General features: G+C 61.9%; 13 protein-coding genes. 3 read left to right on the plus strand and 10 right to left on the minus strand.

Annotated features, from left to right (window positions below; translation table 11 throughout):
- The first annotated feature begins 139 nt into the window (after positions 1–139).
- On the plus strand, positions 140–2,716 hold the full coding sequence (gene mutS, locus M2396_RS13770; protein WP_259075538.1) for a DNA mismatch repair protein MutS: 2,577 nt from the start codon (positions 140–142) through the stop codon (positions 2,714–2,716).
- A 140-nt stretch (positions 2,717–2,856) separates the two neighbouring features.
- The gene (gene fdxA / locus M2396_RS13775) at positions 2,857–3,180 is read left to right on the plus strand and encodes a ferredoxin FdxA (RefSeq protein ID WP_101317303.1); all 324 of its coding nucleotides are present in this window, start codon (positions 2,857–2,859) and stop codon (positions 3,178–3,180) included.
- Positions 3,181–3,678: 498 nt separating this feature from the next.
- Here fdxA and rpoS read toward each other — a convergent pair whose 3' ends face one another.
- The 8 genes from rpoS to M2396_RS13815 form a co-directional block, all read right to left on the minus strand.
- The gene (gene rpoS, locus M2396_RS13780; protein ID WP_101317301.1) at positions 3,679–4,686 is read right to left on the minus strand and encodes an RNA polymerase sigma factor RpoS; all 1,008 of its coding nucleotides are present in this window, start codon (positions 4,684–4,686) and stop codon (positions 3,679–3,681) included.
- 108 nt (positions 4,687–4,794) lie between these two features.
- Entirely contained in the window at positions 4,795–5,649 is an 855-nt protein-coding gene (locus M2396_RS13785) for a peptidoglycan DD-metalloendopeptidase family protein (protein ID WP_103436343.1), read from the minus strand.
- Positions 5,650–5,850: 201 nt separating this feature from the next.
- Positions 5,851–6,489: a protein-L-isoaspartate(D-aspartate) O-methyltransferase gene (locus M2396_RS13790; protein WP_178080818.1), complete on the minus strand. Its 639-nt coding sequence runs from the start codon at positions 6,487–6,489 to the stop codon at positions 5,851–5,853.
- Between the two features lie 38 nt (positions 6,490–6,527).
- Complete coding sequence (gene surE, locus M2396_RS13795) at positions 6,528–7,277, minus strand: 5'/3'-nucleotidase SurE (RefSeq protein WP_150570857.1); 750 nt, start codon at positions 7,275–7,277, stop codon at positions 6,528–6,530.
- On the minus strand, positions 7,265–8,323 hold the full coding sequence (gene truD, locus M2396_RS13800; RefSeq protein ID WP_259075545.1) for a tRNA pseudouridine(13) synthase TruD: 1,059 nt from the start codon (positions 8,321–8,323) through the stop codon (positions 7,265–7,267). Before truD ends, surE begins: the two co-directional genes overlap by 13 nt.
- The gene (gene ispF, locus M2396_RS13805; RefSeq protein WP_101317291.1) at positions 8,320–8,793 is read right to left on the minus strand and encodes a 2-C-methyl-D-erythritol 2,4-cyclodiphosphate synthase; all 474 of its coding nucleotides are present in this window, start codon (positions 8,791–8,793) and stop codon (positions 8,320–8,322) included. The genes truD and ispF overlap by 4 nt, the downstream gene beginning before the upstream one ends.
- Positions 8,794–8,886: 93 nt before the next feature.
- Entirely contained in the window at positions 8,887–9,741 is an 855-nt protein-coding gene (gene fghA / locus M2396_RS13810) for an S-formylglutathione hydrolase (RefSeq protein WP_150572019.1), read from the minus strand.
- An 8-nt stretch (positions 9,742–9,749) separates the two neighbouring features.
- Entirely contained in the window at positions 9,750–10,862 is a 1,113-nt protein-coding gene (locus M2396_RS13815) for an S-(hydroxymethyl)glutathione dehydrogenase/class III alcohol dehydrogenase (RefSeq protein ID WP_103436338.1), read from the minus strand.
- A gap of 108 nt (positions 10,863–10,970) precedes the next feature.
- On the opposite strand from M2396_RS13815, the gene M2396_RS13820 reads away from it, so the two are divergent.
- Entirely contained in the window at positions 10,971–11,867 is an 897-nt protein-coding gene (locus M2396_RS13820) for a LysR substrate-binding domain-containing protein (RefSeq protein ID WP_259075835.1), read from the plus strand.
- 4 nt (positions 11,868–11,871) lie between these two features.
- On the opposite strand, the gene ispD is transcribed toward M2396_RS13820, so the two are convergent.
- Together ispD and ftsB are read right to left on the minus strand one after the other, a co-directional pair.
- Positions 11,872–12,579, minus strand: a complete 708-nt coding sequence (gene ispD / locus M2396_RS13825; protein WP_259075548.1) for a 2-C-methyl-D-erythritol 4-phosphate cytidylyltransferase — start codon at positions 12,577–12,579, stop codon at positions 11,872–11,874.
- Entirely contained in the window at positions 12,576–12,857 is a 282-nt protein-coding gene (gene ftsB / locus M2396_RS13830) for a cell division protein FtsB (RefSeq protein ID WP_101317280.1), read from the minus strand. The genes ispD and ftsB overlap by 4 nt, the downstream gene beginning before the upstream one ends.
- Positions 12,858–12,979: the final 122 nt, after the last annotated feature.

Raw genomic sequence — 12,979 nt, forward strand, 5'->3', positions numbered from 1 at the left:
GCATGACCAGTGCCAATATGCAATCACGTAGCTGATGAGCAATTCTTTGCCCCGCAAGCGGGGGAATCTTGGCAGAATACCCGCCTCAGTTTTAGACGAATCCCATATGTCTAATAGACAAGCAGCTGTAAGGCCTTGAATGTCCAGCATTTCTGAACACACCCCAATGATGCAACAGTACTGGCGGCTGAAAAATCAGCACCCGGACCAGTTGATGTTCTACCGCATGGGCGATTTCTACGAGATCTTCTACGAAGACGCGAAGAAAGCCGCCAAGCTGCTGGACATCACCTTGACCGCGCGCGGCCAGTCGGCCGGCCAGTCGATCCCGATGTGCGGGATACCGTTCCATTCGGCAGAGGGCTACCTGGCCAAGCTGGTCAAGCTCGGCGAGTCGGTGGTGATCTGCGAGCAGATCGGTGATCCGGCCACCAGCAAGGGCCCGGTCGAGCGTCAGGTGGTGCGTATCATCACTCCTGGCACGGTGAGCGACGAGGCGCTGCTCGATGAGCGCCGCGACAACCTGATTGCCGCCGTGCTCGGCGATGAGCGGCTGTTCGGCTTGGCCGTGCTGGACATTACCAGCGGCAACTTCAGCGTGCAGGAAATCAAAGGCTGGGAAAATCTGCTGGCCGAGCTTGAGCGGATCAACCCGGTCGAGCTGCTGATCCCGGATGACTGGCCACGCGACCTGCCGGCTGAGAAGCGCCGCGGTTGCCGGCGCCGTGCCCCGTGGGACTTCGACCGCGATTCGGCGCGTAAGGGCCTGTGCCAGCAGTTCGCGACCAAGGACCTCAAGGGCTTTGGTTGCGACAAGCTGACCCTGGCGATCGGTGCCGCAGGCTGCCTGCTGACCTACGCCAAGGAAACCCAGCGCACCACCCTGCCGCACTTGCGCAGCCTGCGCCACGAGCGCATGGACGACACGGTGATCCTCGATGGCGCCAGCCGGCGCAATCTGGAGCTGGACATCAACCTGGCCGGTGGCCGCGACAACACTCTGCAATCGGTCATCGACCGTTGCCAGACCGCCATGGCCAGCCGCCTGCTGAGCCGTTGGCTGAACCGCCCGCTGCGCGACCAGAAGGTGCTGCAAGCGCGTCAGGAATCGATCCGCTGCCTGCTCGACGGCTATCGCTATGAAAAGCTGCAGCCGCAACTCAAAGAGATTGGCGACCTGGAGCGGATCCTGGCCCGGATCGGCCTGCGTAACGCCCGTCCGCGCGACCTGGCGCGACTGCGCGACGCCCTCGCCGCCCTGCCTGAGCTGCAAAATGCCATGGCAGACCTGGAGGCGCCGCACCTGGCCCGCCTGGCGGCCATCACCGGCACTTACCCGGAGCTGGCCAGCCTGCTCGAGCGAGCCATTATCGACAACCCGCCCGCAGTTATCCGCGACGGTGGTGTGCTCAAGACCGGCTACGACAGCGAGCTCGACGAGTTGCTGGCCATGAGCGAAAACGCCGGCCAGTTCCTGATCGACCTGGAAGTGCGAGAAAAAGCCCGCACCGGCCTGCCCAACCTCAAGGTGGGCTACAACCGGGTGCATGGTTACTTCATCGAGCTGCCCAGCAAGCAGGCCGAACAAGCGCCTGCCGACTACATCCGTCGGCAGACCCTCAAGGGCGCCGAGCGCTTCATCACGCCAGAACTGAAAGCCTTCGAAGACAAGGCGCTGTCGGCCAAGAGCCGGGCCCTGGCGCGCGAGAAGATGCTCTACGATGCGCTGCTGGAAAACTTGATCGGCCACCTTGCGCCGCTGCAGGACAGCGCCGCAGCACTGGCCGAGCTGGACGTGCTGAGCAACCTCGCCGAGCGCGCTCTGACCCTCGACCTGAACTGCCCAAGCTTTGTTGACGAGCCCTGCCTGCGGATCGAGCAAGGCCGCCACCCCGTGGTCGAGCAGGTGTTGACCACGCCGTTCGTGGCCAACGACCTGGGCCTGGACGACAGCACGCGCATGCTGATCATCACCGGCCCGAACATGGGCGGTAAATCGACCTACATGCGCCAGACCGCACTGATCGTGCTGATGGCGCACATTGGCAGTTTCGTCCCGGCGGCGCGCTGCGAGCTGTCGCTGGTCGACCGCATCTTCACCCGTATCGGCTCCAGTGATGATCTGGCCGGCGGCCGTTCGACCTTCATGGTCGAGATGAGCGAGACTGCCAACATCCTGCATAACGCGACCGACCGCAGCCTGGTGCTGATGGATGAAGTCGGCCGTGGCACCAGCACCTTCGACGGCCTGTCGCTGGCCTGGGCCGCCGCCGAGCGCCTGGCGCAACTGCGCGCCTATACCCTGTTCGCCACGCATTACTTCGAATTGACGGTACTGCCCGAGAGCCAGCCGCTGGTGGCCAACGTGCATCTGAACGCCACCGAGCACAACGAACGCATTGTCTTCCTGCACCACGTCCTGCCAGGCCCTGCCAGCCAGAGTTACGGCCTGGCGGTGGCGCAACTGGCCGGCGTACCCGGCCCGGTGATTCAACGTGCACGCGAGCACCTGAGCCGACTGGAAACTGCCAGCCTGCCTGGCGAGGCTGTAACCAGCCCAGGCAAAGCTGTGCATGACCCGCATGTCCCGCACCAGAGCGACCTGTTTGCCAGCCTGCCGCATCCTGCCATCGAAAAGTTGGGCAAGCTCGACCTGGATGACATGACCCCGCGTCAAGCTATCGAAATGCTATATCAACTGAAGAACCTGTTATAACGGCTGCCTGCGCAAGCTGGTAGAATCCCGCGCGGTTTGCTGGTGCTGCAGGTTATTAGCCTGGCCTGCAGCCACATACCTGTGAACCGTGCTGCCCTGCAAGGAAGGGCATGCAGCCGTTGCCTGAGGAGAAAATTAGAATGACCTTCGTCGTCACCGACAACTGCATCAAGTGCAAATACACCGACTGTGTGGAAGTGTGTCCGGTGGACTGCTTCTATGAAGGCCCGAACTTCCTGGTCATTCATCCGGACGAGTGCATTGACTGCGCGCTGTGCGAGCCAGAGTGCCCGGCACAGGCGATTTTCTCGGAAGACGAAGTGCCTGCCGGCATGGAGAACTTCATCGAGTTGAACGCCGAGCTGGCGGAGATCTGGCCGAACATCACCGAGCGCAAAGATGCCATGGCCGACGCTGAAGAGTGGGATGGCAAGCCTGGCAAGATTGCTGATCTGGAACGCTGATACGCTTGGCGCATCTGGTTCGAACAAAGCGGCCCTCGGGTCGCTTTTTTGTGCCCGGCAAGAACCGCGAGCTCAAATCGCAGGCAAAAAAAGGGGCGGTATTAACCGCCCACATTTTTTTCCGTAGTCCCTGCTTGTCCCTGTACATCATCCTGATGAATCGCGTCCTGCGATGTCCTTGGCCTTCATCCTGAAAGCCTGTGCCTGTCCGTTGGCACAGTTCAGATACTAGCGATTTCAGCGGAACAGACAACGTGGAGATTTCTCTGATTGTTACAGCGGACATATTTCCACATGCCTAATAATTCTTTATTTATCAGCTACTTACGAATTCATAACTACTGAAAACGACAATGATTTACTTACCCATAGGCCAATCTCCTACGCTGGCCGTAAGCAATCTCGTACGCTAGCTGCAACAAGGGTGGCAACTACAACATTCTCAAGGCTAAAAAAAAACGCCCCGAGAAATCGGGGCGTTGTTCGACGCAGTCAGCGCTACTGGAACAGCGACTCGCTGGACAGACCGTTCTTCTCGAGAATCTCGCGCAGACGCTTGAGCCCCTCGACCTGAATCTGCCGAACCCGCTCACGGGTCAGGCCAATCTCCAGGCCGACATCTTCAAGGGTGCTGCTTTCATGGCCGCGCAGACCAAAGCGGCGTACCACCACTTCACGCTGCTTGTCGGTCAGCTCACCCAGCCACTGATCGATGCTCTGCGACAGATCATCGTCCTGCAGCAGTTCGCAAGGGTCGGTCGGGCGATCATCGGTGAGGGTATCGAGCAGGGTCTTGTCGGAGTCAGGCCCCAGGGAAACATCGACCGAAGACACCCGCTCGTTGAGCCCGAGCATGCGCTTGACCTCTGCAACCGGCTTCTCGAGCAGGTTGGCGATTTCTTCGGGGGACGGCTCGTGATCGAGCTTTTGCGTCAGCTCACGCGCAGCGCGCAGGTAGACGTTGAGTTCCTTGACCACATGGATCGGCAGGCGAATGGTGCGCGTCTGGTTCATGATGGCGCGTTCGATGGTCTGACGTATCCACCAAGTGGCGTAGGTGGAGAAACGGAAGCCACGCTCTGGGTCGAATTTCTCTACCGCGCGAATCAGGCCAAGGTTGCCTTCTTCGATCAAATCGAGCAGTGACAAGCCGCGATTGACGTAACGACGGGCGATTTTCACAACCAGACGCAGGTTGCTTTCGATCATGCGCTTGCGACCTGCAGGGTCGCCTTTTTGCGAAAGCCGTGCGAAATGCACTTCTTCTTCGGGAGAGAGCAACGGCGAGAAGCCGATCTCATTGAGGTACAGCTGAGTCGCATCGAGTGCCCGAGTGTAGTCGATGTACTTGTGCTGTTTGAGCGATGAGGCCGATTTGGCCTTGGTCCGAACCGCAGATACAGCAGGTTCGTCTGACACCACATCCGTTTCCAAAACGATGCCGGTCTCCATCAGGAGAAGGTCATCGTCGATGTCAAACTCCGGCACTTCTTTGCTGAGAGCCATTGTTATAGTCCTTTGCTGAGTTCGAACTCAGACTCTAGCGGCACCTGATTCCGTGGCAGCGCTGGAGCCTGTCCCCTCTACATCCAAGGAACAGGCCGGGTGCAACATTCAACGACGTGGCAAGAACTGGAGCGGATCGACGGGTTTGCCCTGACGGCGGATTTCAAAATGCAGTTTCACCCGGTCAGTGCCCGTGGACCCCATTTCAGCAATAGCCTGCCCTGCCTTGACCTGCTGCCCTTCCCGTACCAACAGCCTGCGGTTGTGACCGTAGGCACTGACGTAGGTATCGCTGTGTTTGATGATGATCAGTTCGCCGTAGCCCCTTAATCCACTCCCGGCGTATACCACTGCACCACCAGACGCAGCAAAAACAGGCTGTCCCAAATCACCGGCGATATCAATGCCTTTATTCAAACTACCGTTTGAAGCAAATTTTCCAATTAATACGCCGTTGGCGGGCCATGTCCAGCCGCCAGCCGTACGCTCTGCGGCGGGGACTGTGGTAACGGTCGTGGTGGTGCTCGATGGGGCGCTGGTTATCACCTTGCCACCACTGACGGACGGTACAGGTGTGCCCACCGGGCGCCGAGTAACGGTGGTCTTGCTCGAGGACGAAGGGCTGGAAACCACGGTGGTACTACCGGTCGAACCACTGTTGAAGCGGATCGGCTGACCTGGGCGAATGGTGTAAGGCGCCGGAATGTTGTTGCGCGCTGCCAGCTCCTTGTAGTCCCAGCCGTAACGGAAGGCGATCGAGAACATCGTGTCGCCCGGTTTGACGATGTATTGACCAGTGGTCACGGTCGGCCGCTTGGGCGCTGCGTTGTTGCGGTCCACCACCCGGGCGCTGCTCGAGCCGGTACTGGAACAGCCCGTCAGCAGCGTGCCCATGGCCAGTGCCACCACCAGGAGCTTGAAAAACGACCGATCCTTGCGCTGCAGACTGATTGTGTGACCCACCCGCGCTCCCCTCATGGTGCCGAAAACCGACTAAACAAAATGCAATAATGTTGCAATTATAACCGAGCCCACTGAAGTGTGGGCGCGCAGGCAAAACATCAAAAGTCTTTCAGGACGTGCTTGGTTTTTTCAGCACTCGCCCGCCACATAGACAGGTACACGCCACAGGAATTCGTTGCGGCTGCAAATATTCCCTGTGACTCAGGCCAGCGGGCCATTGAGCAGCGGCACAAAGCGCACCGTACCCATGACTCGTCGAGAGAAGCCGTGCTCTTCACGGACGATCATCAACAGCTGCTGTTGCTCGCCAGCGGGGCCAACCGGGATCACCAGGCGCCCGCCAGGTGCCAGTTGATCGAGCAGCGCTTGCGGCACCTCAGGCGCCACGGCCGTCACGATAATGCCGTTGTAAGGCGCCAGCGCCTGCCAGCCATCGCAGCCGTCGCCCCAGCGGAACACGACATTGCGCAGGTTGAGTTCGAGCAGCCGCTCCTTGGCCCGGTCCTGCAGGACCTTGATCCGCTCTACCGAGAACACTCGCTCGACCAACTGCGCCAGCACCGCCGTCTGGTATCCCGAGCCGGTGCCGATTTCCAGCACCTTGTCCAAGGGGCCGGCCTCGAGCAGCAGCTCGCTCATGTGCGCAACCATGAACGGCTGGGAGATGGTCTGGTTGTGCCCGATCGGCAGCGCCGTGTCTTCGTAGGCGCGGTGCGCCAGTGCTTCATCAACGAACAGATGACGCGGCGTACGGCGGATCACGTCAAGCACCTTGGGGTTGGATACGCCCTCTTCGGTCAGACGCTGGATCAGCCGTTCGCGGGTACGTTGCGAGGTCATGCCAATTCCGCGGCGTTGCAGATCGTCCTGTTCGCGCATCAGAGCACGCCCTCCAGCCAGCCGCTGAGCTGGTCGAAGGCATCGTTGAAGGTGCGGTCGAGCTGCAGCGGGGTGATCGACACATAGCCCTGCATAACGGCATGGAAGTCGGTACCCGGGCCGCCATCCTCGGCGTCCCCGGCCACGGCGATCCAGTAGCCTTCCTTGCCGCGCGGGTTGACCACCTTGGTGGGCGCCGCCGCACGTGCACGATGGCCCAGCCGGGTGACCTGAATACCGCGGATATGCTCCAGCGGCAGGTTGGGGATATTGATGTTGAGCACGGTGCGCGGCGGCAACTGCAGGCGCGACTGCGCCTCGACCAGGCGCCGGGCAATATGGGCGGCAGCGGGCAGGTTGTCGGGCTGGCGCGACACCAGCGAGAACGCCAGCGAGGTGCCACCGAGAAAACGCCCTTCCAGCGCAGCGGCGACGGTGCCGGAATACAGCACGTCATCGCCCAGATTGGCGCCCAGGTTGATCCCCGAGACGACCATCTCCGGCGTTTGCGGCAACAGCCCGTTGAGCCCCAGGTGGACACAATCGGTGGGCGTGCCATTGAGGCTGATGAAGCCATTGGCCAGAACCTGCGGATGCAGTGGCCGGTCCAGCGTCAGCGAACTGCCGGCGCCGCTCTTGTCTTGGTCCGGGGCGATCACCGCGCACTCGGCATAGTCCGCCAGCGCTGCATGCAGCGCGGCGAGGCCCGGGGCGGTAACACCGTCGTCGTTGGAAATCAGAATACGCATGGGCTGTCCGTCTGCCCTACCGGCACCAGATCGACTAGCTCGCGCACCACGACGGTGGCGAAGCATCCGGCCGGCAGGACGAATTCCAGTTGCAGGATATCAAGCTCGGGATAATGCCACGTCAGGCCGCCAATAGGGAGCCGCAGGATGCGCCGTTCGTGACTCATGCCCGCCCGCGCCAGCCAATGTCCCAATGCAGCATGTTGTGCACCGACAGCGGACTCCAGTTCGGCGGTGGCGCCGGTGGTTGGCGTAGGCCCCTCCCCCCACAGCGGACCGGTCGGGTGCAGGTCGAGAATGGCCAGACGCGGATCGGCGCACTCGGCCTCGCCCGCCGGGAAGAAGCTGCGGCTATCAGTGAACGCCAGCAGGTCGCCCACCTGTGCCCGCTGCCAGCTGCCGTCGGCGACCCGCGCTGCCAGCACCTGGTTGAACAGGTAGCTGCGTCCGGCCGAGAGCAGCCGCGAACGCACATTGCGCTGCTCGGGCAGGGCGGCACGCTCGGCCCAGCTCTGCGCATCCTGGACATTACCGCCGCCATGGCCGAAGCGCTGGCTACCGAAGTAGTTGGGCACGCCCTGGGCCTTGAGCTGGTGCAAGCGCGCATCCAGTGCGGCATGGTCAGCCGTCAACGCTGTCAGGCGCAGAGTGAAACCGTTGGCCGAATGCGCGCCGCGCTGCAGCTTGCGCAGGTGCCGGTCGCGCTTGAGGATGCGCAGGGTGTCGTCTTCGGCGCGGCTCAGGTCAGGGTCGGCCTTGCCCGGCAGGTGCAGGCTGAACCACTGGCGGGTCAAGGCCTGACGGTCCTTGAGGCCGGCATAGCTGATCGCGCGCAGCGGCACACCGGCGGCGCGGGCCAAGCGGCGAGCGGCTTCTTCGGTGTTGAGGTCGCGTTTCTCGACCCACAGCCAGAGGTGTTCACCCTGCCCGGTCAGCGGAATGTCGAGCACTTCATCGACCTGGAAGTCTTCCGCGACTGCCTTGAGCACAGCGCTGCCCAGCGCTTTACCCGAAGCGCGTGGCCCGAGCAGTTCCAATTCGGTCATAGCGCCAGCAGCAGGGCTACCGCATGCACGGCGATCCCTTCCTCACGGCCAGTGAAACCGAGCTTCTCGGTGGTGGTGGCCTTGACGTTGACCTGGTCGAGCTCGACTTGCAGGTCGGCGGCGATCAACTGGCGCATGGTTTCGATATGCGGGGCCATTTTCGGCGCCTGGGCAACAATGGTGGCGTCGACGTTGCCGACCTTCCAGCCTTTGGCCTGGACCACGGCCAGCACGTGACGCAACAGCACGCGGCTGTCGGCGCCCTTGAACTGCGGGTCGGTATCCGGAAAGTGCTTGCCGATGTCACCCAGCGCAGCGGCGCCGAGCAAGGCGTCGCTCAGTGCATGCAGCACTACGTCGCCATCGGAATGGGCCAGCAGGCCGTATTTGTGAGGAATCTGCACCCCACCCAAGGTAATGAAATCACCGTCGGTAAACCGGTGCACATCGTAGCCATGGCCAATACGCATAGAAAAACGCCCTGATAAAGTCAGGGCGGGATTCTACCTGCTTTGCACAGGCTTGGGCGCAGTTGTTGGGCCGCAGTGCGGCCCACGTAGCAGTTACAGGCGACCCAGCGCAGCGGCATGGTGGCGCAGGTGGTCATCGATGAAGCTGGCGATGAAGTAGTAGCTGTGATCGTAGCCAGGCTGCAGGCGCAAGGTCAGCGTATGACCAGCCTTGCGGGCGGCCTGCTCGAGCGCCTCGGGTTTGAGCTGGGTGGCGAGAAAATCATCCCGATCCCCCTGCTCGATCAGCAACGGCGGGCATTGCCCGGCCGGGGCTTCGGCCAACAGCACGCTGGCATCCCACTCGCGCCAGCGGGCGCGGTCTTCGCCCAGATAACGGGAGAACGCCTTCTCGCCCCACGGGCAGTCCATCGGGTTGCAGATCGGCGAAAACGCCGACACCGACTGATAGCGGCCAGGGTTGCGCAGGGCGCACACCAGCGCACCGTGGCCGCCCATGGAGTGGCCGCTGATGCTGCGTTGATCCGACGCCGGGAAGTGCGCCTCGACCAGCGCGGGCAGTTCCTCGACCACGTAATCATGCATGCGGTAGTGCTGCGCCCAGGGCTGCTGAGTGGCATTCAGGTAGAAACCTGCGCCGAGGCCGAAATCCCAAGCGCCATCGGGATCAGCCGGCACCTGCTCGCCCCGCGGGCTGGTGTCGGGTGCAACGATGATCAGCCCCAGCTCGGCAGCCAGGCGCTGGGCGCCAGCCTTCTGCATGAAGTTCTCGTCGTTGCACGTCAGGCCGCTCAGCCAGTACAGCACCGGCAGCTTGGCACCTTGTTCGGCCTGCGGCGGCAGGTACACGGCAAACACCATGTCGCAGCCGAGCACCTTGGACTGATGCCGGTAACGCTTGTGCCAGCCGCCGAAGCTTTTCTGGCAGGAGATGTTTTCCAGGCTCATGGCTGACCTCAGAAGTGGATCACGCTGCGGATGCTTTTACCTTCGTGCATCAGGTCGAAGGCTTTGTTGATGTCTTCCAGGCCCATGGTGTGGGTGATGAAGGTATCCAGCGGGATCTCGCCCTGCTGCGACATCTCGACGTAGCTTGGCAGTTCGCTGCGACCACGCACGCCACCGAACGCCGAACCGCGCCAGACGCGCCCGGTCACCAGCTGGAACGGACGGGTGGCGATTTCCTGGCCGGCACCGGCCACGCCGATGATCACCGACTCGCCCCAGCCCTTGTGGCAGCATTCCAGCGCCGCTCGCATCAGTTGCACGTTGCCGACGCACTCGAACGAGTAATCCACACCGCCATCGGTGAGGTCGACGATGACCTCCTGGATAGGCCGGTCATAGTCCTTCGGATTGATGCAGTCGGTGGCACCCAACTGGCGGGCGATCTCGAATTTGCTCGGATTGATATCGACGGCGATGATGCGCCCGGCCTTGGCCTTGGCCGCACCGATGATCGCCGACAGGCCGATACCGCCCAGGCCGAAGATGGCCACGGTGTCGCCTTCTTTGACCTTGGCGGTATTGAGCACGGCGCCGATGCCGGTGGTCACGCCACAGCCGAGCAGGCAGACTTTTTCCAATGGCGCTTCTTTCTGGATCTTGGCCACGGATATTTCCGGCAACACGGTGTACTCGGAGAACGTCGAGGTGCCCATGTAGTGGAACAGTTGCTGGCCCTTGTAGGAGAAGCGCGTAGTGCCATCAGGCATCAGGCCTTTACCCTGGGTCGCACGGATTGCCTGGCACAGGTTGGTCTTGCCAGAACGGCAGAACTTGCACTGGCCACACTCCGGGGTGTACAGCGGGATCACATGATCGCCTACGGCAACCGAGGTCACGCCCTCGCCTACTGCCTCGACAATACCGCCACCTTCATGGCCGAGAATCGACGGAAAGATGCCTTCCGGGTCAGCGCCCGACAGGGTGTAGGCGTCGGTATGGCAGACACCGCTGGCAACGATGCGCACCAGCACTTCACCGGCCTTGGGCATGGCGACATCGACTTCAACGATTTCCAGCGGTTTGTTGGCCTCGAAGGCTACGGCGGCACGGGACTTGATCATCAGGGATCTCCAGCGAGTGGTGGGCAATCCATCCAGTGTAATTCAGCGCACTTTGATTAATAATCCTGACCAAGACAAAACATTATTGCCATACAGGGATAATCAATGATCAATCGCTGGGAAGGCATCGATGAATTCGTGGCCGTGGCCGAGCTTGGCCAGTTCACCGCCGCGGCGGAGCGCCTGGGCGTATCGTCCTCGCATGTCAGCCGCCAAATCGCTCGCCTCGAAGAACGCTTGCAGACCCGCTTGCTCTACCGCAGCACCCGCCGGGTAACCTTGAGCGAGGCCGGGCAGACTTTCCTGCAGCACTGCCAGCGCTTGCAGGATGGCCACGATGAGGCTCTGCGGGCGATGGGCGATCTTGCCAGCGAGCCAAAGGGGCTGTTGCGCATGACCTGCGCCGTGGCCTATGGCGAGCGTTTCATCGTGCCACTGGTGACGCGCTTCATGACCCAGTACCCGCAGCTGCGGGTCGAGGTCGAGTTGAGCAATCGCACCCTGGACCTGCTCCACGAGGGCATGGACCTGGCGATCCGCCTGGGCCGCCTGCAGGACTCACGTCTGGTCGCCACACGCCTGGCACCGCGACAGATGTACCTGTGCGCCTCGCCGGCTTATCTGGAGCGCTACGGCCGGCCGCACAGCCTATCGGAACTGGCTCGGCACAACTGCCTGATTGGCAGCAGTGATGTCTGGGCGTTGAAACAGGAAGGTCGTGAACTGAGTCAGCGGGTGCAGGGCAACTGGCGCTGCAACAGTGGTCAGGCAGTGCTGGATGCCGCACTGCAGGGGATTGGATTGTGTCAGTTGCCGGACTATTACGTGCAGGAGCATTTGCGTAGCGGCGCACTGGTATCGCTGCTCGAAGCGCATCAGCCGCCCAATACCGCGGTGTGGGCGCTGTATCCGCAGCAACGGCATCTCTCGCCCAAGGTCAGAAGGCTGGTGGATTACTTGAAGGCGGAGCTTGGACAGTTGCCGGAATACGCAGGCAGTGCCTGAGGTGTCAACCGCGTGCCGACCAACGCTGGCGTAACCACTCCAGATCTTCGGGGCGGGTAACCTTGATGTTGTCGCTGCGCCCTTCCACCAGGCGCGGGGCCAATCCCGACCACTCCATCGCCGACGCCTCGTCGGTCACCGTCACATCGGATACCAAGCATTCGGCCAGTGCCCGGTGCAGGGCACCGAGGCGGAACATCTGCGGCGTGAAGGCTTGCCAGATGGTGCTGCGGTCAACCGTGGCGCTGACCCGGCCATTGCTGTCGGCGCGCTTGAGGGTGTCGCGGGCCGGCACTGCAAGCAAGCCGCCCACCGCATCGTCAGCCAGTTCCGCCAGCAACCGGTCGAGGTCACTACGAGCCAGGTTCGGCCGTGCGGCGTCGTGTACCAGCACCCAGTCGCCATCTGCCGCGCCTTGAGCGTGCAGCAACAACAAGGCATTGAGCACGGAGTCGGCCCGCTCGCGCCCCCCGGCAGCACGCTGGATACGCGCATCGTTGGCGCAGGCCAGGCCTGGCCAGTACGGATCGTCGCCAGCAATGCTGACCACCACCCCTTTGAGCGAGGGATGGCCTAGAAAACAGTCGAGGCTGTGCTCGATAATCGTCCGCCCGCCCAACTGCAGGTACTGCTTGGGACGGTCGGCAGCCATTCGCGCACCGACCCCGGCAGCGGGGATCACGGCCCAGAAGGCCGGCAGTGGCGAGGTCATTTCTGTGGCAACTGGAAGAGGGTTTCGCCCTCTTTGACCATGCCCAATTCGTGACGGGCCCGTTCCTCGACGGTCTCCATACCTTTCTTCAACTCCATGACTTCTGCGTCGAGCACGCGATTACGCTCCAGCAGCCGTTCGTTTTCGGCGTGCTGTTCGTCGATCTGCTGCTTGAGCTCGGTCACTTGCGCCAGGCTGCCACTGCCCACCCAAAGGCGGTACTGCAGGCCACCCAGCAACAGGAGCAAGATGAGAAACAACCAATAAGGACTGCGCATCAAAGTATCCAGGATTAAAAGGCCGCCGCTGCGGGGCTTCCGATAGCACGAAGCCTGGCCGAGGCCAGGCTTCGTTGACAGAAACCCGTAGGAGGTGTCTGAAAGCTCAGTAAGAACGCTCA

Source organism: Pseudomonas sp. BIGb0278, from assembly GCF_024809895.1.
Classification (GTDB): Bacteria; Pseudomonadota; Gammaproteobacteria; order Pseudomonadales; family Pseudomonadaceae; genus Aquipseudomonas; species Aquipseudomonas shirazensis.